Below are 20,554 nucleotides of genomic sequence, written 5' to 3'. Positions count from 1 at the left end.
GGCATTTGTAAAACCAACGATCATATAACAAGAAATTAAAATTTTATAGACCCCATCAATGATCAAAAATATCACCTTATTTTTATTGCTCTCGTTAGCACTATCTAACCCAGCTTCCGCCGGAATGACAGCAGCGCAAAAAGAAGCAGGAGAAACGGGAGTTATTCTTTTCAAACAGAGCGACTGGTACGACTCCCAGCCCTTCCTGAACATTGCTGCAGAGGCAGGGGATCGTGACGCACAATATTATTTGGGCGAAGCTATTAGACTCAGTCAGCGCTATATCACTCCAGACGCAAAAAAATGGTATGAGGCCTCAGCTGAGCAAGGTTCTTTATATGCAATGCTCCGCTTAAGCAACAAAAATGATTTGTGCGGAAGTATGGGTACCTGCACAGATAAAAATGGAGTGGACTGGCGAGAGCGTTCACTAACAACGGCTCAAGAACGAGCAAAAAAAGGCGACACAGAAGCAATGACCGTCCTATATACGGCTGGTCAGGGCCTGCCATGGCTTGAGAAAGCGGCCGAAGCAGGTGACAGTTACGCACAACAAATGCTGGCTAGCGCTTACAAAAGCGGTGCCGGGTGGTTTTTGATTCCAGGTAGTCGAGAAAAATCGATTATCAAATGGTTTAAAGCGTCATCGGAAGGTGGTAACCCGAGAGGTATGTTCCTCTATGCGAATTACTTATACGACCATAATGGTAGTAAAGAAGAGATCGCATACTGGGTGAAAAAATCAGCGGAGCACAGCCATATAGATGCAGTTGGCACCTACGCATACAAAATTTCAGATCCGTCCAATGAGCTTGGTTACCCAGAAAATCTGATTGAAGCATACGGTTTGACGCTTTTACTTTCGAAACTGGAAGCAGGAACAGCACCAGAAGATGCAAAGCGTCTGCTCCCGGATTTAGCTAAAAAGATGAACCCTGCAGAAATAACAGCAGGGATTGAGTTTTCGAAAGAATGGAAAAAAATCACCCTCCCTTATCCTATTTTGACCCAATATACGGATACTAGACGATCAAATATTCTTAACAACCCAACCTCCGCTCAATTACATTCAGGGGCAGAACACAGTTTGTCATGTTTTACATATGGCATGCCCCCGAGTAAAAATACCATTGACAGATTAGACTTTTTTGCACCAGAGACAAGAATCCATAGCCACCATACTTAATCGAACGTAAACACTGGCCATAATTTCTCTCCATTCAAGTAGTCAAAGCTTTCCATACAGGACGAATCATTGACTAAAATAATATATACCATCATTTTATACTCAATATATTTATTCACTCCAGCTTTCGCACAGCTAACAACACAACAGCTATTAGCAAGAAATTACGGGATTATTCTTTATCAACAAAGTGATTGGTACGATTCACAGCCACTACTGAAAATCGCGGCAGATGCAGGGGATAGTACAGCGCAATATTACCTGGGAGAGGCTATCCGCCTCAGCCACCGCTACACCACCGAAGATGCAAAAAAATGGTATAAATCCGCAGCCAATCAAGGAAATTTGTACGCAATGCTTCGGCTGAGTGCGCATAACTTGTGCAAAGAGATGGAAAGTTGCTTAGGTAAAAACGATGAAGAATGGCGGAGTTATGCGCTGCAGATTGCAAATGAACGCGCCGAGAAAGGCGATACTGAGGCAATGATTTTTTTATTCACCGCTAGCCAAGGTTTGCAATGGTTAGAAAAGGCAGCGACAGCAGGCAGTGGATTTGCTCAAAAAACGCTCGCTGGTAAGTACAAAGATGGTGAGGGTTGGTTCCTTATTCCTGGTAGTCGCGAGAAAGCCGTTGAAAAATGGTTCAAAGCTTCAGCTGACAGCGGTTACCCGCCGGGCATGTACCTATACTCAAATTTTTTATATGAAAATAATGCGCGCAAAGAAGATGTAGGATATTGGCTAAAAAAAGCGGCTGAGTCAGGTCATATTGATGCTGCTGGTGGATATGCCCTCACTGTCGCGCATCTCCCTGACAGTTACGGATTCCCTTTTGACTTGGTAGAAGCCTATGGAATCACCTACCTTATCTCCCATTTGCAAGGCGGTGGCGTAGCCCCTGAGGATGCTCGAAGAAGCCTCTCTGAAATTGCCGAAAAGATGAGTCCTCAAGAAATCGAGGATGGGATTCGCTTTGCCAAAGATTGGGAAAAGACTCACCCACCACTTTCCTACTTTGTTCCGGCTTACGGCTACTGACCTAAGGAAGTTTATCTGTGTCCGCTCTCCGCCCTCTTTTCTTAAGCATCGCCTTGTGGGTTTCCACAACATCAATTTCCAACGCCCAATTAATTGAAAATCAAGCGGTAGCGAAAGAAACTGGCATTATGCTTTACAAGCAAGGTGCATGGACTTCCTCGCAACCGTTTTTACGAACCGCGGCTGAGGCCGGCGATAAAAAATCTCAATATTTTCTAGGTGAGGCGATACGACTGAGTAATCGCTACATGACAGAGGAGGCCAGAAATTGGTACGTAGCTGCGGCAGAGCAAGGTGAACTTTACGCTATGCTACGTCTAAGTAGTAAAAAGGATCCTTGCAATTTACTAGATAACTGCGCGGGGAAAGGTAATGTTGATTGGAGAGAGCAAGCTTTAAAAATTGCCCATGAACGTGCCGACAAAGGTGATACTGAGGCAATGGTTGTGCTGTTTACGGCAAATCAAGGATTGGAATGGCTGGAACGAGCCGCAGAATCGGGTGATAATTTTGCTCAACAGCGGCTCGCTAGTGCTTACCAAAGTGGAGAGGGATGGTTTTTGATCCCTGGGAGTCGCGAGAAAGCAGTTAAAAAATGGTTTAAGGCTTCAGCAGAAGGAGGTTTTCCTCCGGGCATGTATCTGTATGCAAACTATTTATATGAACACAATGGTAGTAAAGAAGAAGTAGGAAGCTGGCTCAAAAAAACAGCTGAATCCGGACATATAAATGCACTAGGGGGTTATGCATTAAATATTGCCCATCTTCCAGATACTTATGGATTTCCTTTAGATCTCGTTAAGGCTTACGGCTTCACCTACTTGATAGCAAGCCTCAAAGGCGGAGCAATCGCACCGGAAGATGCAAGATTGAACCTCCTGGAAATAGCAAAAAAAATGCAACCTGGAGAAATAAAGCTAGGAATATCATTCGCAAAAGAATGGGAAAAATCCCACCCTCCTTTATCGTATTTCCATCCGACATACGGTTACTAGCAAATCCATTGCAAATAGAGAACAACCAACAACACAAAGCGATAGATTTATTTAACAGACACTTCAGCAATTAAATAATCCGTCGCTTTTTCCTTCCAAAACAGCCATTTCTTTCAGAGCCGCCGCAGGAGCAAAGGAAGCAAGCGTGGAGAACCCAAGTGCTTAAAAGTAAGTATGAGCGATTACCCCACGCGGGGGACTTCGAAAAAGAAAATGGACTAGAAATAATATACTTGTCTCCGAAACCGATACCAACCGGGATGCCTGCGATCAGCTCTCGGCAACTACACCGCAATGCCAATAGTACCTTCCTGGACTTTTCTACAGGGCAAGGGAACTTCGAGTTCATGGCGCGAATCGGTATTGGTTCGATAATGTTAATTATTACCTCACTTTTTTTCTTCTCGGCTTTCGCTTCTTGGATCAGAAGATACTCAGAGCCGTTCCTGAGTGCTTGGGCGAGCTTTTTCTTCAACCCCGTGATATGGTTCATAATTCTATCGATTGCTGCACTCTATCTTTATTACTTTATAAAGTTAGCCAATGAACTCTCTTCAAACCCGCCTCTACGTTTTAATCGTGAGCGCCGCGAAGTTGTATACGTAGCTAAAAAGGGAGACAAGCCCAGATATACATCTTGGGAAAGCGTTATAGCCTGCGTATCTTCCGGCAAGCTGATAACACAATATTCTGTGACCCCAGAACACAAGCTAATGATCGGTCTGCGCGAGACGACCAGCGGCGAAGTCCTTTGGAGTGTAATACCATGTGGTAGCTTAAGTCTGGCGCTATCAGAATGGGAAGCTATTAGAGCTTACATGGAGAATGGTATAGACAGCCTCCCAACCAATTATAGCGACGAACTTGAAGAAGGTACTGTCGAGTTTTTCAAATTATGCCGTGAGAGCTATCGCGAAGAACATTCCCTAGTACGTTACATCTGGGGCTTTATCACAATTCAGTTATTTAGTGGTTGGACTTTACCATGCCACATATCCGAATGGATTAACAATCGTCCTAAAGCGCTATTCCCCAAAGAAGTATTAGAGTGGTCAACGCCTCTCCCACTAGCCGATCATGCAAAGCCCAGCAAAGAGCTAGTTGCGGAAACCGAAGAAATCCGCAAGCACTTCGCAAGAGAGAAGACTCTTTTAGATTACTTCAGCGTAAAATTCTCTGATATGGATACAAAATCCGAGACAAATGAATAATTACTACCTAGGACTCTGCGTCGCTGGCATATATGGTGCATTCCTAGTTCCCGTAAGATGCCATATACAACAGAGCAACCGCAAGGGATGCCACACTCTACCGGAACAACTCAATGCCTGCTAAAAAATACGGCCGTTTGCCAAAGGCAGGAGATACCGAAAACAAGTCGGGAATTGACTTCCTTTATCTATCCCCCAAACCGCTCCCAACGGGTACGGCACCGTTTAGCTCAAGGCAACTACATCGTACGAGCAACGAAACCTATTTAGACTTTGCTGTCGGCCGAGGCAACTTTGAGTTTATGGCACGGGCAGGCATTGGTTCGATAGCCTTCATAACACTGTTCTTTCTATTCGTATCTGGCTTTGGCTCTTGGCTTAGAAGGGATATTCAGCCTTTTCTCGCTAGCTGGTTTGATTTTTTTACAAACGCCTTTACCCAAGGATTTATCTGGACTCTTTCTGCTGTTTACCTTTTCATTTTCATGTACGCAGTTCGTCAAGTTAGCGTGCATCCTCCTATTCGTTTCAATCGCCACCGCCGCGAGATAGCATTCATAGCGAGGCGCGGTGACCACCCACGCTATGTACAATGGGAAGACATTATTGTCTGCGTGTCATCAGGGCAACTAATAACTCAACATGCCATGATGCCTGAACATAAATTAATGATTGGGTTACGAGAGACGCTAACCGGTGACGTCCTATGGACCGATATATCAACTGGCAGTTTCAACCTGGCTGTTTCTGAATGGGAGGCGATACGCATATACATGGAGGAAGGACCTAAAACGACTCCAACCCACCACTCCGAGGAACTTGAAGAGGGAAGTATAGAATTCTTCCATTTGTGTCGTCGCAGCTATCGATCCGAACATTCTTTTATACGCTATATTTTTGGTTTTCTAGTAATTCAATTTTTTAGTGGATGGACACTACCTTGCTATATTTCTAACTGGGCAAATGGGAGACCAAAGTCCGGCTTCCCTAAAGCAGTTTTAGAATGGTCAAAGCCACTTCCAGTGGAACAACGAGCGAAACCTAGCAAAGAACTAATCGATGAGACTGCGACAATTCTAAAAGAATTTGCAAAAGGTCGAGATTTATTCAGCTATTTAAAAAACAAAGCCAATGACAAACGGACACAAGGAATGAACCTTTGATTAAGCTTGTACTAATCACACTTCTATCCACCCTTTTCCCCTGCACAGCTTTTGCGCAATTAACCCAAGAGCAGCAGCTAGCAAAAGAAAAAGGTCTAACTTTATATCAGCAAAGCGACTGGTATGATTCTCAACCTTTACTAGAGAGTGCTGCCATAGCCGGGGACGAGACAGCTCAGTATTACCTCGCAGAGGCAATTCGCCTGAGCAACCGATACACAACCGGTGAAGCGAGAAAATGGTATGAAGCAGCAGCGAATCAGGGCCACCTCTACGCAATGTTGAGACTAAGCAGTAAAAACAATATTTGTCTCGATATGAAAGGCTGCGGTGGCAAAGGTGCAGACGAATGGCGTGATCAAGTAATACAAATAGCTCAGGAACGAGCCAAGAACAACGACACTGAAGCGATGACCGTTTTATTCATCACTAGACAAGGCTTTAGTTGGCTGGAGATGGCCGCTGAGGCAGGTGATCCTTTAGCGCAAAATACACTCGCTGGAATCTACGATGACGGAGACGGATGGTTTCTTATTCCGGGTAGCCGCGATAGAACCATTCAAAAGTGGTACAAAGCCTCAGCTGAAGGTGGATATCCCAAGGCAATGTATCTTTATGCCAACTATCTATTCGAACATGATGGCAAGAAAGAAGAAGTTGCTTATTGGCTGAAACAATCGGCCGAAAACGGTTATGCCAGCGCAGTCGGGAATTACGCTCTCAGGTTAGCCCATTTGCCAAACGATCTAGACTATCCAAAAAACATGATTGAGGCTTATGGACTAGCCTATCTGATGTCTAAATTCGAGGGCGGCGGGACAGCAGGTGAAGATGGAAGGATGATACTGCCTGATATAGCTGAAAAAATGACGGAGCAAGAAATCAAGCAAGGCCTTCTATTCGCAGAAGAATGGAAAAAAACGCACCCACCGCTTTCTTATTTCGTCCCTGTTTATGGCTACTGAGATCTCTTGGTAGTTAAAGAAAATCACCGCCCCGGAGCCGGGGCCTGATCCCGGAGCGGGCGAAGCTGCGGCTGGAGCGCTCTACGATCACCGACGGCGAATGGGAACAATGGGGGATAAACCACGTTTTCTTTCTTCTAGAAGTGGTCTCCCCCCGAATGGCCTGCCCCCTTACTCGGTAAACAGCTAACCCGCATAAAAAATCCACGAAAAGCTGAAGAACAACACTTACGTCATCGAAGCTGAAACCCCGCACCCACAATGCATCTACTCAACCAGTTCGCCCGCCACTTCATACTTCACCACAACCCGATTCCGATAAAGCCTCTCCCTTTCCACCAACTGCCCCACCTGCCCTTTTTCCCTGACCTCTCGCCAAATCTCGTTCTCGCGAAACACCCTGCTGCCTTCCCGCACAAACCGATGCGCCTCCTGGAACACGTGATAGCGATATTCCCTCACCCGATCACACAACAACTCCCCTTCGAGTTGTGTCTCGCCGACGTTCAATTTCAGCTGGAAGTGCCGATCCGTCGGGTTATGCAGCACCAGATCAACGTAGTTATAGAAAATCGCTGCCCCTGACCCGAACGGCAGCACCCGCCCCTCATCCGGAAACGGGTCGAAGCTGTGGTTGGAGCGTTCGACCACCACCAGCGGTGAATGAATGGCCATCCAGTGAATCAGGTTGCTCAGTTGGCAAATGCCACCGCCTACCCCGCGTCGAGCCTCGCCGAAGGACAGTTCCATGCCTTCAACGTAGCCGCGCTTCAAGGTCGGGCGGCCGACGAGGCGGCAGAAGGAGAAGTGTTCGCCGGGGGCGATGATGACGCTGTCGATGGCGGCGACGGCGAGTTTGAGGTTTATGACTTTGTTGTGTTGCAGGGCGAGGTCGGAGTCGCCGAGTTTGCGGATGAGCTTCGAGGTGTGTTTGAGGTAGCGAAACGGTAGACGCTCGGCCGTAGCGACGGGGCGTGCGTAGCGTTTGCTGGAACAGCGCCAGGCAATCTGGCGGAACAGTCTTTTTTGCCACACGCGCAGCCAGTACAAGGCCGGGTGGTAGAGGGAGAGTGGTTTCATCCGTGACACAACGGCGTGCGCCGTTTCTTCCTTGAACCGTGAGAGGGGCGCGCATTTTATCCGGTAATGACCGGCAGCACCCCATGCATTTCATAAGACCAGCAGCCTCTCTTCGGCATACATCTACCGTCACATCCGCAAATTAAGGTTCGACTAAGGTTGCCTCGCTACGATCGCGGCAACGAAACCCTGTTGTCTTTGAATCGCAGATGAGTCCTTCCGACATGAAAGCGTTTGATTTACCAGCCCAGCCAGCGTCGAATTTCAGCCTTGTCTTGGTAAATTACAAAACCCCGGACATCACCCGAATGTGCCTCGAGCTTTTGCGTGAGCATGTCCAGGAACAACGCATTCCTGTGTGGGTGGTGGACAACGATTCGGCGGATGCCAGTCTCGATTACTTGCGTTCGCTCGACTGGATCAACTTGATTGAACGGCCTTCCCCGGGTAAGGAAATCGGCCATATTGCGCACGGCAAGGCGCTGGATCTGGCACTGGAAAAAGTCGACACCGATTACTTGTTCCTGTTGCACACCGACACCTTTGTCTACGACAAAGAAGTGTTCGCCATGATGATGCGTGAATGCACGAAAAACCCGGATATGGCCGCAGTCGGTTGTGTCGAACAACTCAATCGCGGGATTGTGCGTGACACCTGGCGTTTAACTTCGCGTTTCTGCAAGCACTATGTTCGTAAAGCAAAAGTGCGTCTTGGCCTGCGTTCGAAAATGCCAAGACCCTACAAAGAAACTCATCTGAAAAGTTTCTGCACATTGTGGAACGCACGTTTGATGAAGTCCCTGGGCTTGCACTTCTGCATGGATGAGCAGGTGCCCGGTTATGCGCTGCAAGATCGCATGAGCAGCCTGGGCTATGGCATCAAGTTTCTGTCGCCACGCAAGATTTTTAGCTATCTGGATCACATTCAGTCAGGAACTGTCGCGGCTGCCGGCACCTACGGGGAAAATCACCGCAGGACAAAAATGTATCAGGCCACGTTGAAGCGCTTTCAAGGGGCAGCTAGACACAGCTGAAGCGCACACCTCGGACTAATTCACAGCAAACAAAAAGGGCGACTATAAAGTCGCCCTTTTTGTTTGCAGAAATTGTATACATCCACTCCGAAGAGGTGTTCGCCCAGTGTAATGGCCTGGCAATCCATGCACCGGTAAAGAGCCCTGACACTGGGCGAACGGGGTGGATTTTAATAGAAGTTGGCGCTTATGTCCTCATTCTTGAATATGAAATTTATGTACGGAAACGTTAATAGATATTTATCGGCGATTCCTTTCATGAAACTTTCAATGAGGTCAAACCACACTAATAGTATGACTACTCTCATACAAAAACTGTACAAGAGCAGTCATCCTGTAGAGTTAAAGCTCAACTTTCGTGTTGACTGGTCACTTTCAAGATATCGGTGTAAGTGACAATAACGCTCTGCCCTTCTTTCAGATCTTTCAGCTTGGCTTGAATTTCAGGCTGTTTCACGTCGAGGACTTTCGATACGCCCGCCGGGTTTTGCAGGGTCACCTGATTTGTTTTCAAATCAATTTTGGTGATTTTCAGTTGCACCTGAACCTGACGGTACGCTTCGCCACCGGGGTTATCGCTGCCCGGAGCCTTACGCAACTCACCGGTACGTTCGGTGGTGCCAGGCAGACCTTTATCCACATCGGTGTCGAGGTAAGCAGCGACGGAACGCTGTACCTGGATGTTGACCTGATCGCCGGCCTTGAGATTGGCGAGGTTTTTCGCCTTGTCGCTGAGCTGAACGTGAACCGGCTTGCCTTCCGCGCCTTCGAGCACAACCTGATGGTTGGCGGCATCGACGGAGATCACTTTGGTGGTGACCTGATCGGCTTCAACTGTGGCAGACAGCGGAATATCGGCAGCCAGTGCGCCGAAGCTGGTGGCGGACAGTACGGTTGCGAGGGTGATGGCCTTGGCCAGTGCGTCGAGCTTCATAAGCGATACCTTCCCTGTGATTAATGGCAGCACTCGCCGCCGAATCGACTTCGGCGACGAGCGTGACACTGAGCATAGACGCAGTTCAGGGCTTGGCTTTGGTTTGTGACGGCGAGGTTTGTTGCTTAGCGATGTCTTGCGCGGTGGATTCGCCACTGGGCGTGCCTTTGCCATTGTTTTCACGCTGTTTCGGGTCGGTGGGCCGTAGGGCGTCGTTGTCACGTTCGGTCTCGCCCGGTGGCCGGGGTTCGTCGGGGTGTTCGCCTTGGGTGATGGGTTTCATGGGGTTGTCCTCAGGCTTCGGGGTCGTCGAGTTCACGGGTGACGTTGATGGCGGGGGAATCCTTATGCAGGTCGTCGGCTTTGCCGCGCAGGATCTGCCATTGCTCAAGATCGATGGCGCCTTGGCCGAGCATATCGTCGGCGATGCGCTGCAGGTCGAAATAATGCGCGTCGGGGGATTGCTGCCAGTAGGTTTCGTCGTCGAACAGGCGCTGCCAGGTGGTCATGTCTGGGGGTTGCAGGTCGTCGCTCATGGCTAATCCTCGGCAGATTTTTCTGTAGAGGACAACACACCAAGCCAAGTTCAAACCGATCCATTGTAGGAGCTGCCGAAGGCTGCGATCTTTTGATTTTGCTTTTAAAAAACAAGATCAAAAGATCGCAGCCTTCGGCAGCTCCTACAGGGATTCGTGGGTACCTTTCAGTACCCGGTCATTTCCAGATAGCCCTGGCCGGAATGACTGCCGCTGATGTGCACCGGGCCTTCCCAGTAAGGGATGCGCAGGTTCATCCAGGCGTTGGGGTTGAGCGCGTCGAGGCTGATGTCGAGGTGTTTGTCGGGGATTTTGATCGACCATTTCACCGGCATCGCCCGGCCGGCTACTTTAGAGGTTTTTTGCGGGGTGAGCTGAATCTGCGAACTGCGCAGGGTTTGCGTCTGGCCATCGGCGGCTATCCACGTGCCGGTGAGATACGGCGCGCCGTCCTTCTGGCGCATGCGGTACAGCATCACGTGTTCGCCGCTGTCCAGATGCAGGGAAAACCAGTCCCAACCGGTTTGATTTGCGGTCAGCGGCTGGCTGCTCCATTCGCGATCAAGCCATGCCGGGCCGCTGACGGTGTGGCTCTGGCCGTCAATCTGCAACGTGCCGCTGGCCTGAAAAAACGGCTGGCTGTAGTAATACGACGCCTGACCTTCTTCGGATTTCTGACTGAAACCCTTGTCGCCCTGCAACACCAACGGGCGACTTGAGGTGAGGTGCAGTTGATAGGCGAAATTCTTGTCGCGAGCGCCGAGTTGCAGGTCGCTCAGCGGATCCTGCGCCTGACTGGCGAACCGCCAATCATCGATCCACGCCTCGAACGGCGCCAGTTGCACACCCGCCTGCCCCACCCCGCCTCGGGCGTAACGTTCGGCGGCGTGATGCACCGTGCTCGAAGTCACCGCCGCGTGCCCCAGCCAGATCGTCTGGTTGCCCCACCCCGCCTGCTCCGCCAGCGGTTTCAGCGCACTGCGAAACAGCGTCCACTGCACGCCAAACTCATTGCCCTGCTGATCCTTTAGATTGGCGGTGACGTACCACCACTCAATGCGAAAACCGTCATGCGCCCCGTGATCTGCCGGAAAACTGAACACCCGCCCCGGCACCACCGGCGTAAACGCCAACGCCTGATCGCCCATCCCGGCGAAGCCTTTTTGCTCCGGAGCCGATTGATCGCAACCACCGAGCAGCAACAAAACCAGGAGCACAACGAGGTTAATCCTCATGGGCAAACGTCCTCAGCAGGTCCGCCGGTTGCGTGCGGTACAGCGAGTACAGCGGCCATGCCGAAGCCAGTAACGTCGCCAATAATGCCAACCCCATCAACTGCAGCAATTGCCAAGGAAACACCCGCAACGGCAGCCGCCAGCCAAACGCCTGCACATTGATCACCGCGTCCAGACACCACGCCAGCGCGATTCCCAGCGGCAACGCCAGCACCAGCGTCAGCACCGCCAACAGCCAGGTCTGACCAAGATTGAGCAGCATCAATTGCCGCCGCGTTACGCCCAGCGCCCACAGCGGTGCGAGTTGGCCGAGGCGACTTTGACTCTGGGTCAGCAGGCTGATGAACAGCGCCACGCCCGCCACCGCCAGGGTCAAGCTGTTCAACGCCGCCGTCGCCGCAAAGGTCCGTTCGAAAACCTGCACCGACCAGCCCTTGAGCCGCGCCTGATCGACGATGCGGCTGTCATCCAGTTGAAAGCGCGCCTGCAGGCTATTCAACAACGGCGGAATGTTCTGCGGTTCGATACGCAGATTGAAACGGTTCGGCGTCAGTTGCGGCCAGCCACGCAGCAGGTGATGGATGTTGACCAGCAAGTGCCCCTTGGGATTGCCGTAATCGGCGTAGATGCCGACGATGCGCGGCGTCCACGCACCATTCGGCGCAGGAATCGTCAGTCGATCACCCGCGCGCACCTTCAGTCGACGCGCCAGCTGTTCGCTGAGCATCACCGCATCGTCGGTGGCCAGATGCGCCCATGGGTCGCTGCCACTGACATCGAGCAACGGCCAATGCTGGCGATAATGCGCGTGATCGATAATGCCGAACACCTCCGCCGGCCAGCCCTGCAATGTCACCGCGACCTGCCAGTTGGGCAGCACTGCCGCGACGTTCGGCTGCTGCTTGAGCCAGCTGTACATTTCCCGCGACTGCGCCGGATTGCTCGGATTGATATACAGCTCGGCACTAAGGCGTTGTTCGAGCCAGTCATCGAAGGTCTGGCGAAAACCGGCGGTCATGCTCCCCGCGCCGATGTTGGCGGCAAGCGCCAGGAGCAACGCCATCAGCGCCAGACTCAGTGCTGGCAATTGCTGACGGCAATCGGCGAGAAACCACTGCCCCAGCACCGAGCGACTGCGCCCGAGCAACTGATTCAACAACGCGCTGAGCAACACCGGCAGCGCCAATGCCGCGCCGATCAGCAATCCGGCCATCAAGACAAAACCGCTGGCCAGACTGTCGCCCCAGATCAATGCCACCAACGCAATCAAACCCAACCCTGCCGCCAACCAGCCCTGCCGACGCAACCAACGCGCATATTGCTGATGCCAGGCTTGCGGATCCGCCACGGCCAACAACGGCAAACGGGCGGCGCGCAGCAGACTGTTGGCCCCGGCGAGCAAGGCGCCGAGCAGGCTCAAACCGATGCCGCTGAACCACCACCAAGAACTCAGACGCAACTGCCCCGCCACTTCTGCGCCGTACAAACCGCGCAGGCTGGCGGCGACGTCCGGCAGCAACACACTCGCCAGCCAATAGCCGCTGATCACGCCGAACAATCCGCCGATCAGTGCAAGAACCCCCAACTCAACGATCAAGCAACAGATCAACATCCGCGCGCTGACCCCGCAGGCGCGCAGCGTACGCAGCAGACCGCGCCGTTGCTCAAGAGCCAGGCCAATCGCGGCGTGGACGATGAACAAGCCGACCACGAACGAGAGAAATCCCAACGCATCGAGATTGAGGTGAAAACTCTCGGTCAGTCGCGCCAGATTGTTTTCCTCACCGCTGCTTTTTAGCTGCAACTGACCTTTGAACACGGCAGGCAACTCGGCGTGAAAATCCTTGGGCAGCAACAGCCGCGACAATTGCCCGGGCTGTTCCAACAGGGTTTGTGCGACGCCGATGTCCACCAGCAACACGCCCGGCGCCATTTCCTTCTGCGCGAGCAGCGGTGGCAGTTTCAAGCCATTGAGCGTTTGCGGCGTATCACCTTCGCGCAGATTCAGCGCCTGCAAGGTATCCGGGGAAATCCACGTATTTCCGGGCGGCGTGAAAAACTCGACGACACGCTCGATCGGCAACGCCTGACCGGCCACCGCCGAATCGGCCGGCAGCGACACCGGTTCGATGCCCATCAATTGCAGCCGCTGATTGTCGAAGCCCTTGAGCAGCACCCGACCTTGCAACAGCGGCGACACCGGCCAGCCCTGTCGGCGCAGATCAACGAACCATTGCTGCGCGAACGTCGCGCCATTCGGCGTACCGAGACTGGCCTGCGGTTCGTCGCCGATCAACTGGCTGGCCCGCGCGTAACTATCGCGCGCCTGACTGTTCAGCGCTTCGACGCCGGTGAGCAGACTGGTCGCCAGCCACAACCCGGTCAGCACACTGAAAAACTGCACCGGATGGCGCCGCCAATGGCTGAGCAGAGCACGCAGGGTCTGACGGAAAACGATCACGTCAGCCGCCCACTGGACAACACCACTCGCTGCGCCAGACGCGCCGCGACCCGTTGGCTGTGGGTGACCATCAACAACGTGGTCGGCGTGTCGTCGAGCAATTCCAGCAACAGCCGCAGGACTTCATCACTGGTCGCTTCATCGAGGCTACCGGTGGGTTCATCGGCCAGCAGCAATTTCGGCTGCGACGCCAATGCCCGGCCCAACGCAACGCGCTGCTGCTGGCCACCGGAAAGCTGCTCCGGATAACGCTTGAGCAAATCGCCCAGCCCTAAGCGTTGCACCAGATGCGCCTGCCATCGTGGTTCATGGCGCCCGGCAAGACGCGCCTGAAACGCCAGATTGTCTTCGACGCGCAAACTGCCGATCAGGTTGAACTGCTGGAACACCAGACCGATTTCCGTTCGCCGCCAATTCGCCAGTTGCGCCTCGTTCATCGCTTCCAATCGATGCTCGCCACTGCGGATGCTGCCGCTGTCGACTTTGTCGAGACCGGCCACGAGGTGCAGCAACGTGCTTTTGCCACTGCCGGATTCGCCCATCAACGCCAGGCTGCTGCCGGATGCCAGCGTCAGGTCGACACCTTGCAGCACCGGCAATGGACCTTGCGGGGTGAGATAGCTTTTGAAGACGTTTTCAACACGAAGCATGCCGCCACCTGATCAGTCAGTGTGGGGCAAGGATAGCGGATGGCGATGACAGACCTGAATCTTGCGTTGAAGCAAATGGCCCCTTCGCGAGCAGGCTCGCTCCCACAGGTTGATCGCATTACAGAGGTGGGAGCGAGCCTGCTCGCGAAAGCGTCAGCCCAGCCAACTCAAAACTTACTGCCCCGCCGCCACACTCGCCGGCGCCTGCGACGGCGTGACAATGCTGCCCAGATCAATGTGCTTCCACTCAGGCTTGGCCCCCAACCGCGCGTTGAAGCGGTAGTTGAAGGTGAACTCATCCGCCGTCGCGACACTCAGTGGCTTGCCATAAACAGCCTCGATCCCCGCCAGGTCGTAGCCCATCAACTGCAGCAGGGTCGGAAAAATGTTGTAGTGGCTGGAACGATCCTTGTTCGCCGCCAATTGCGCCGACCAGTCCAGCGTTTTCAGATCGCGGCCCTGAATCACCACCAACGGCACCAATCCTTCCTCCTCCACCGGGTCGCCACCGCAGTGAGTGTTCAAGCCCGGATTACCGCGTTCATGCAGATCCTGGCCATGATCAGAGGTATAGATCAGCAACGCATTGTTCAGACTGGCCTCGGCGAACACCCGCGCAAAAAACTCGCCGACATTCCACAACACGGTGTTCTTGTAGGCATTGCGGTACAGCACCCAGTCATCCGGCTGGCCATTGAAACCGTTGCGCTCGCCGGTATCGGCCACCTCGGTGAACTGCCCGCGCGGCAAGGTCGGGCGGTAAGCCATGAACGCATCCGGATATTTGTCATGCACCGGGAAGTGCGCGCCGACCTTGTTGATCACCACCAGCTCCGGCTTGTCATCGTTGAGCAATTCGATGAGCTTCGCCGCTGCCGCCATGTCGCGATCGCGCACGCTGGTCTGGTCGAATTGCACGAACTGGTCGATGTCCTTCTTTTCGGTATCGGTCATCAGATTCTGCAGATTGCCGGCGGTGCGCTGGGCGTCGATGTACACGGTGCGCAGCCCAGCCTTCTTGGCGTACTGCCAGATCGACGGCAGCGTGGTGTTGATGCGCATGTAATCGGCGCGGGTGCCGCCGTAACGCAGGGTCACGTTGGTGTCGGCGCTGCAATTGGCAATGGACGCGGCGTAGCCGTAATTGAAGATGTCGACGCCGGGGTGCGCCTGCTTGAGATTGCTGTGCACACCGAACGGCGCGTTGATATCCAGATAATTGCCGGAGATGCTTTCGTCGATGATCAGCACGATGTCATGGCCGACCGCTTGCGAGGTGCGCGCCAGGGTCACCGGTTCACGCGGGCCGACGGTGTTGTGCAGCGCTTCATAGGCAAACAGGTTCAGATAGGCCAGCGGCGTGTACATGATCGGCAAGCCACGAGCGCCCTCTCCCGCACGCAAGAACAGCACGGCACTGAGCAGCAACACGCCGCACAACGGCGCCGCCACACGCAGCGCGTTGGGAATCGCCAGACCATGGCGGGGCTTCAGACCGATGCCGAGTAGCAACAGCAAACCGCTGAGCATGCCACGCAGGAGCGCGTCCCGGTACTGGTACGCCGCCTCCTGGATGAAACCGCCGGAGTAAACCAATGAGACGAAACCGCTGTAGGTCAGGTAATCCGCCGTGACCCGGGTATAGACATCGAAAAACACTGCCGAGACAAACATTGCCAATGCGAACACGTGGCGAATGAGAGCCTGCCTTATATACGCCATTAGATATAACGCAAAAGTAAGCGCCAAAAACATCGCGCCAAAAAGAAGTACAGCAAAACCGAGGCCGATAGCATTTAACCGATCAATGTAATATTCGGAATAAATCAACAAATAAACAATTAAGAACAATTCTTTGGCATATCTGAACATGGCGATACCGATCGGGCAAAACGGCAGGGAGTCAAAGGTTTGTCAGTCAGAACCTGACACTAGCACCCAGCCATCAAAGCGCAAGAATTGACTGTTTTCTGTAGAAAGCGTCAAAAAAACGGTGACTCAAATCTGACACAACCGAGACGCTACAAGCCTTTAAATTAGCGGCCTACGACCGTTTATCGCATATTTTAAATCTGAACAAATCTGCACAAAAGCAACAAATTCAATCGCAGCAATGACTTGATGGCCAATCGCCAAAAAATGCTCAAGTGTTATACAGATGCAACATGTCATTTTGCTGACACGCTTTTCAAACGCTGCGCTATACCCCTTTAACTATCTCATTCCGTAGTTAACTTTTGGTGTTATTGAGGTGCGCAGATGGACGTGAGCGTATTTGGCACTGGCTATGTCGGACTTATACAAGCCGCCGCACTTGCAGATGTCGGTCATCGCGTTTTATGCGTGGACATTGACCCAAACAAAATTAAACAACTGCAACAAGCAGTGCCGCCCATTAGCGAGCCAGGTTTATCGAGCACGCTTGAGGAAAACATCAAGGCCGGCCGTCTGTTGTTCAGTACTCAGGCCAGCGACGCGGTCGAGCATGCCGAGTTGATTTTCATCGCCGTCGGCACCCCGGCCGATGAGGATGGCTCTGCCGACCTCAGTCACGTGCTCAACGTTGCCCGGCAAATCGCCTCGTACATGGAGGCCGATCGCACATTGATCATCAAATCGACGGTGCCGGTCGGCACGGCGGATCAGGTGCTGGCCGCCGCCAACAGCGAACTGCAACGCCGCGACAAGAGCAGCCTGACAGTGCGCGTGGTGTCCAACCCGGAATTCCTCAAGGAAGGTAGCGCCCTCGCCGACTGCATGCGCCCGGATCGGATCATCGTCGGCACCCGTGACGATGTAGCCCGCGAGCAGATGAGCGAGTTGTACGCACCGTTCTGCCGCAACCGCGAAAAACTGATGTTCATGGACAACCGCAGCGCCGAGCTGACCAAGTACGCGGCCAACGCCATGCTTGCCACGCGCATCAGCTTCATGAATGAGCTGGCCAATCTCACCGAATTGCTTGGCGCCGACATCGAAGCGGTGCGCAAAGGCATCGGCTCTGATCCGCGCATCGGCTACCACTTCATCTATCCGGGCTGCGGCTTCGGTGGCTCGTGCTTTCCCAAAGACCTGCGCGCCCTGCTGCACACCGCCGAACACAACGGCATGCCGCTGAAATTGCTGCGCAGCGTCACCGACGTCAACGACCTGCAGCGGCACATCCTCTTCAGCAAACTCAAAGCACAGTTCCCGCAGGGCCTGGCGGGTAAATCGATCGCGATCTGGGGCCTGGCATTCAAGCCAAACACCGATGACATGCGCGAAGCCCCGAGCCGTTATCTGATGGATGCGCTGTGGGCCGAAGGTGCCAGCGTGCAAGCCTACGACCCGGAGGCCATGTCCGAATGCCGGCGCATTTACGGTTACCGTAACGATTTGCACCTGTGCGCGACCCGCGACGACACCCTGGAAGACGCCGACGCACTGGTGATCTGCACCGAGTGGAAAAACTTCCGTGTGGTCGATTTCGAGTTGCTCGCCGAAAAGCTGCGCTCGAAGGTAATCATCGACGGCCGCAATCTGTACAACCCGGAACAAGTGGCGGCCGCCGGCCTGCATTACAGCGGCATCGGCTTGCGCCACATTGCCCCTGAAGGACTACGGCCATGAAGGTCTTGGTCACCGGTGCGGCCGGTTTCATTGGTGCCCATTGCGTACTGCGGCTGCTGCGCGACGGGCATTCAGTGGTCGGTCTGGACAATTTCAACGGCTACTACGACCCGCAGCTCAAGCACGACCGCGTGCAGTGGGTGCGTGAGCAGGCCGGCGATTTCCAGCTCGCGACGGTTGACCTGGCCGATGCCTCGGCCATCGAAGCACTGTTTGTCCGTGAACGTCCGCAAGTGGTGATTCACCTCGCGGCGCAGGCCGGGGTGCGTTACTCGCTGGAAAATCCACGTGCGTATCTGGACAGCAATCTCAACGGTTTTCTGAACATTCTGGAAAGCTGCCGGCATCACCCGGTCGAGCACCTGATCTACGCGTCGTCGAGTTCAGTCTACGGCGCCAACCAGCACACACCTTACTCGGTGCAGGACGGCGTCAATCACCCGTTGTCGCTGTACGCCGCGACCAAGAAAGCCAATGAACTGATGGCGCACAGTTACAGCCACCTGTTCGGCATTCCCTGCACCGGCCTGCGTTTTTTTACCGTGTACGGGCCGTGGGGCCGGCCAGACATGTCGCCGATCCAGTTCGCCCGGGCGATCAGCGAAGGCACGCCGCTGAAGCTGTTCAACTACGGCGAGCACCAGCGCGACTTCACCTACATCGACGACATCATCGAAAGCATCGCCCGCCTCATCGAGCAGCCACCGCAGGTCAATCCGCAGTGGGATCGCGAGCAGCCCGACCCGGCCAGCAGCATGGCGCCGTGGCGCCTGTTCAATATCGGCGGGCAGCACCCGGTCGAGCTGAAAACCTATCTGGCGCTGCTGGAAAAGCACCTCGGTCAGACCGCCATTGTCGAGTTGCTGCCGCTGCAACCGGGCGACGTGCTCAACACTTGCGCCGAGGCCAGCGATCTGGCCCAGGCCACCGGATTTCAGCCCCGGATAGAGCTGGATGAGGGACTCGGACGCTTTATCGCCTGGTTCCGCGACTACTACCCCACTGCCTATCGCCCACGCGCCGTTCGCGGCTGAATTACTGTGGAGGACTCCATGACTGGACATGAGAAAGGTGTACCGATCCTAGAAATGCGCCGCGACAAGCGCGTGGATCCCGAGCACCGAATGCGGCTCGACGCGGCGATTCATCGCCAGGGTCGCGGCTGGTTCACGGGCCGCGACGGCGGTCGCCCATGGCAACTGTCACGCACCAATCGCGTGGTCGCTTGCCTCGGTGCGCTGATGATTCTGCTGCTGATTTCGCCGTTGTTGATTGGTCTGGCGCTGACCATCAAATTCACCAGCGAAGGCCCGGTGATGTTCGTGCAGAAACGCACCGGTTATCGCGGGCGCAAATTCGGCATGTACAAATTCCGCACCATGGTCGCCAACGCCGAAGAGTTGAAAGAGTCACTGCGTCACCTCAACAAGCACGGTGCCGACGCCATCGATTTCAAGATCGACCACGACCCGCGCATCACCCGCATCGGCGGTTTCCTGCGGCGCACCAGCCTTGATGAACTGCCCAACCTGATCAATGTAGTGACCGGCGACATGCGCCTGGTCGGCCCGCGTCCGACCTCGTTCAACGCCTATCGCTACAAGGACAATCACCTCGCGCGTCTGGCGATCTACCCCGGCATGACCGGCCTGTGGCAGATCTCCGGACGCAGCAATATCGACTTCGACCAGCGCGTTGAGTTGGACCTCAGCTACATCGCCGAGCAGAGCCTTCTGCTTGATCTGAAGATTCTGTTGAAAACCCCCTTCAAAGTATTCAGCGGCCACGGAGCAAGCTAATGGACGGTTCAACCAACAAAAGCCTGAGCATCGCCACCCCCAGCGAATCGAACCTGACCTCGACCGTGCTGGATCTCGATCTGCGGATCCTGTTCCTGACCGCCGCCAACCCCGGCTCAGGCACCACCACCAGTGCGCTGGCGCTGGCCAGCCAACTGGCGCAAATGAGCAGCGGCCAAGTGCTGCTGGTCGATGCCAGTCAGTCGGCAAACAATCTCACCCAGCAGTTGAACCTGAGCAAGGAGCGCGGCCTGCGCGACTTGCTGTTCAACCCCGACAAACCGCCGCTGTTGCAGGACTGCGTGGTGCAGGTCTCGAGCCTGCCGTTCCACGTGCTGCCCAATGGCCGGCCGATCCGCACCCTGGAGCACCTGACCGCCGAGCGTCTGAGCCCGTTGCTTGATCAATTGGGCAGCCAGTATCGCTTTGTGGTGATCGATGGCGACGCGGTGTACTCCGACGCCGACACGCTGGTCATCAGCACGCAAGTCGATGGCGTGGTGCTTGTCGTACGCGCCGAAGACACGCGCTGGGAAGTCGCGCAAGCCGCCGTGCAACGCCTGACTCAGGCCGGGGCAAAAGTGGTCGGTAGCGTGTTCAACCGGCGCAAGTACTACATGCCCAAATGGCTTTACAAAAACCTGTAAGCGAACGC

At 54.1% G+C, this 20,554-nt stretch carries 19 protein-coding genes; 11 read left to right on the top strand and 8 right to left on the bottom strand.

All coding sequences use genetic code 11. From position 1 onward, the window contains the following. Positions 1-58: 58 nt before the first annotated feature. The 6 genes from PspR84_RS11000 to PspR84_RS10975 all read left to right on the top strand — a co-directional run bounded on the left by PspR84_RS11000 (position 59) and on the right by PspR84_RS10975 (position 6,558). On the top strand, positions 59-1,186 hold the full coding sequence (locus tag PspR84_RS11000; RefSeq protein WP_238785252.1) for a sel1 repeat family protein: 1,128 nt from the start codon (positions 59-61) through the stop codon (positions 1,184-1,186). A gap of 69 nt (positions 1,187-1,255) precedes the next feature. Beyond that, positions 1,256-2,224 (top strand): sel1 repeat family protein, encoded by a 969-nt coding sequence (locus PspR84_RS10995; RefSeq protein WP_238785250.1) that lies wholly within the window; start codon positions 1,256-1,258, stop codon positions 2,222-2,224. Between the two features lie 17 nt (positions 2,225-2,241). Beyond that, positions 2,242-3,219 carry a sel1 repeat family protein gene (locus PspR84_RS10990; protein WP_160057263.1) on the top strand — a complete coding sequence of 326 codons (978 nt, stop codon included), beginning with the start codon at positions 2,242-2,244 and terminating at the stop codon, positions 3,217-3,219. A 158-nt stretch (positions 3,220-3,377) separates the two neighbouring features. Continuing rightward, on the top strand, positions 3,378-4,430 hold the full coding sequence (locus PspR84_RS29615) for a DUF6708 domain-containing protein (RefSeq protein ID WP_238785247.1): 1,053 nt from the start codon (positions 3,378-3,380) through the stop codon (positions 4,428-4,430). A 113-nt stretch (positions 4,431-4,543) separates the two neighbouring features. After that, positions 4,544-5,593 carry a DUF6708 domain-containing protein gene (locus PspR84_RS29610; RefSeq protein ID WP_238785244.1) on the top strand — a complete coding sequence of 350 codons (1,050 nt, stop codon included), beginning with the start codon at positions 4,544-4,546 and terminating at the stop codon, positions 5,591-5,593. Further along, on the top strand, positions 5,590-6,558 hold the full coding sequence (locus PspR84_RS10975) for a sel1 repeat family protein (protein ID WP_160057262.1): 969 nt from the start codon (positions 5,590-5,592) through the stop codon (positions 6,556-6,558). The genes PspR84_RS29610 and PspR84_RS10975 overlap by 4 nt, the downstream gene beginning before the upstream one ends. 267 nt (positions 6,559-6,825) lie before the next feature. Here PspR84_RS10975 and PspR84_RS10970 read toward each other — a convergent pair whose 3' ends face one another. Further along, positions 6,826-7,638, bottom strand: a complete 813-nt coding sequence (locus PspR84_RS10970; protein ID WP_160057261.1) for a VanW family protein — start codon at positions 7,636-7,638, stop codon at positions 6,826-6,828. A 224-nt stretch (positions 7,639-7,862) separates the two neighbouring features. On the opposite strand from PspR84_RS10970, the gene PspR84_RS10965 reads away from it, so the two are divergent. Beyond that, entirely contained in the window at positions 7,863-8,672 is an 810-nt protein-coding gene (locus tag PspR84_RS10965) for a glycosyltransferase (RefSeq protein WP_160057260.1), read from the top strand. Between the two features lie 349 nt (positions 8,673-9,021). Here PspR84_RS10965 and PspR84_RS10960 read toward each other — a convergent pair whose 3' ends face one another. From PspR84_RS10960 to PspR84_RS10930, 7 genes are all read right to left on the bottom strand, one after another. Then, positions 9,022-9,606, bottom strand: a complete 585-nt coding sequence (locus PspR84_RS10960; RefSeq protein WP_160057259.1) for a hypothetical protein — start codon at positions 9,604-9,606, stop codon at positions 9,022-9,024. Positions 9,607-9,691: 85 nt separating this feature from the next. Beyond that, on the bottom strand, positions 9,692-9,889 hold the full coding sequence (locus tag PspR84_RS10955) for a hypothetical protein (protein ID WP_160057258.1): 198 nt from the start codon (positions 9,887-9,889) through the stop codon (positions 9,692-9,694). 10 nt (positions 9,890-9,899) lie between these two features. Beyond that, positions 9,900-10,142: a hypothetical protein gene (locus PspR84_RS10950; protein ID WP_160057257.1), complete on the bottom strand. Its 243-nt coding sequence runs from the start codon at positions 10,140-10,142 to the stop codon at positions 9,900-9,902. Between the two features lie 167 nt (positions 10,143-10,309). Beyond that, positions 10,310-11,377 carry a lipocalin-like domain-containing protein gene (locus tag PspR84_RS10945; RefSeq protein ID WP_160057256.1) on the bottom strand — a complete coding sequence of 356 codons (1,068 nt, stop codon included), beginning with the start codon at positions 11,375-11,377 and terminating at the stop codon, positions 10,310-10,312. Then, positions 11,367-13,838 (bottom strand): FtsX-like permease family protein, encoded by a 2,472-nt coding sequence (locus PspR84_RS10940; protein ID WP_160057255.1) that lies wholly within the window; start codon positions 13,836-13,838, stop codon positions 11,367-11,369. The genes PspR84_RS10945 and PspR84_RS10940 overlap by 11 nt, the downstream gene beginning before the upstream one ends. Further along, positions 13,835-14,488, bottom strand: a complete 654-nt coding sequence (locus tag PspR84_RS10935) for an ABC transporter ATP-binding protein (RefSeq protein WP_160057254.1) — start codon at positions 14,486-14,488, stop codon at positions 13,835-13,837. The genes PspR84_RS10940 and PspR84_RS10935 overlap by 4 nt, the downstream gene beginning before the upstream one ends. Before the next feature lie 174 nt (positions 14,489-14,662). Further along, complete coding sequence (locus PspR84_RS10930; protein ID WP_160057253.1) at positions 14,663-16,360, bottom strand: sulfatase-like hydrolase/transferase; 1,698 nt, start codon at positions 16,358-16,360, stop codon at positions 14,663-14,665. Between the two features lie 387 nt (positions 16,361-16,747). Between PspR84_RS10930 and PspR84_RS10925 the strand changes: the two genes are divergently transcribed. Genes PspR84_RS10925 through PspR84_RS10910 form a run of 4 tightly spaced genes read left to right on the top strand, consistent with a single transcriptional unit; the run spans position 16,748 to position 20,546 of the window. Next, positions 16,748-18,100, top strand: a complete 1,353-nt coding sequence (locus PspR84_RS10925; RefSeq protein WP_160057252.1) for a UDP-glucose/GDP-mannose dehydrogenase family protein — start codon at positions 16,748-16,750, stop codon at positions 18,098-18,100. Further along, entirely contained in the window at positions 18,097-19,134 is a 1,038-nt protein-coding gene (locus PspR84_RS10920; protein ID WP_160057251.1) for an NAD-dependent epimerase, read from the top strand. The genes PspR84_RS10925 and PspR84_RS10920 overlap by 4 nt, the downstream gene beginning before the upstream one ends. An 18-nt stretch (positions 19,135-19,152) precedes the next feature. After that, on the top strand, positions 19,153-19,899 hold the full coding sequence (locus PspR84_RS10915; protein WP_122854624.1) for a sugar transferase: 747 nt from the start codon (positions 19,153-19,155) through the stop codon (positions 19,897-19,899). Beyond that, positions 19,899-20,546, top strand: coding sequence for a CpsD/CapB family tyrosine-protein kinase (locus PspR84_RS10910; RefSeq protein ID WP_137217211.1), 648 nt, complete (start codon positions 19,899-19,901; stop codon positions 20,544-20,546). The genes PspR84_RS10915 and PspR84_RS10910 overlap by 1 nt, the downstream gene beginning before the upstream one ends. Positions 20,547-20,554: the final 8 nt, after the last annotated feature.

This window comes from Pseudomonas sp. R84 (genome assembly GCF_009834515.1).
In the GTDB taxonomy this organism is placed as follows: domain Bacteria; phylum Pseudomonadota; class Gammaproteobacteria; order Pseudomonadales; family Pseudomonadaceae; genus Aquipseudomonas.
The sequence above is the reverse complement of the archived record's forward strand: the minus strand, read 5'-3'. Positions and strand labels throughout refer to the sequence as shown.

Excerpts from the sequence above, each read along its gene's own strand:
- PspR84_RS10950 (WP_160057257.1), bottom strand. The coding sequence starts at position 10,142 with ATGAGCGACGACCTGCAACCCCCAGACATGACCACCTGGCAGCGCCTG.
- PspR84_RS10945 (WP_160057256.1), bottom strand. The coding sequence starts at position 11,377 with ATGAGGATTAACCTCGTTGTGCTCCTGGTTTTGTTGCTGCTCGGTGGT.
- PspR84_RS10955 (WP_160057258.1), bottom strand. The coding sequence starts at position 9,889 with ATGAAACCCATCACCCAAGGCGAACACCCCGACGAACCCCGGCCACCG.
- PspR84_RS10935 (WP_160057254.1), bottom strand. The coding sequence starts at position 14,488 with ATGCTTCGTGTTGAAAACGTCTTCAAAAGCTATCTCACCCCGCAAGGT.
- PspR84_RS10960 (WP_160057259.1), bottom strand. The coding sequence starts at position 9,606 with ATGAAGCTCGACGCACTGGCCAAGGCCATCACCCTCGCAACCGTACTG.
- PspR84_RS10925 (WP_160057252.1), top strand. The coding sequence starts at position 16,748 with ATGGACGTGAGCGTATTTGGCACTGGCTATGTCGGACTTATACAAGCC.
- PspR84_RS10930 (WP_160057253.1), bottom strand. The coding sequence starts at position 16,360 with ATGTTCAGATATGCCAAAGAATTGTTCTTAATTGTTTATTTGTTGATT.
- PspR84_RS29610 (WP_238785244.1), top strand. The coding sequence starts at position 4,544 with ATGCCTGCTAAAAAATACGGCCGTTTGCCAAAGGCAGGAGATACCGAA.
- PspR84_RS10970 (WP_160057261.1), bottom strand. The coding sequence starts at position 7,638 with ATGAAACCACTCTCCCTCTACCACCCGGCCTTGTACTGGCTGCGCGTG.
- PspR84_RS10965 (WP_160057260.1), top strand. The coding sequence starts at position 7,863 with ATGAAAGCGTTTGATTTACCAGCCCAGCCAGCGTCGAATTTCAGCCTT.
- PspR84_RS11000 (WP_238785252.1), top strand. The coding sequence starts at position 59 with ATGATCAAAAATATCACCTTATTTTTATTGCTCTCGTTAGCACTATCT.
- PspR84_RS10920 (WP_160057251.1), top strand. The coding sequence starts at position 18,097 with ATGAAGGTCTTGGTCACCGGTGCGGCCGGTTTCATTGGTGCCCATTGC.
- PspR84_RS10915 (WP_122854624.1), top strand. The coding sequence starts at position 19,153 with ATGACTGGACATGAGAAAGGTGTACCGATCCTAGAAATGCGCCGCGAC.
- PspR84_RS10910 (WP_137217211.1), top strand. The coding sequence starts at position 19,899 with ATGGACGGTTCAACCAACAAAAGCCTGAGCATCGCCACCCCCAGCGAA.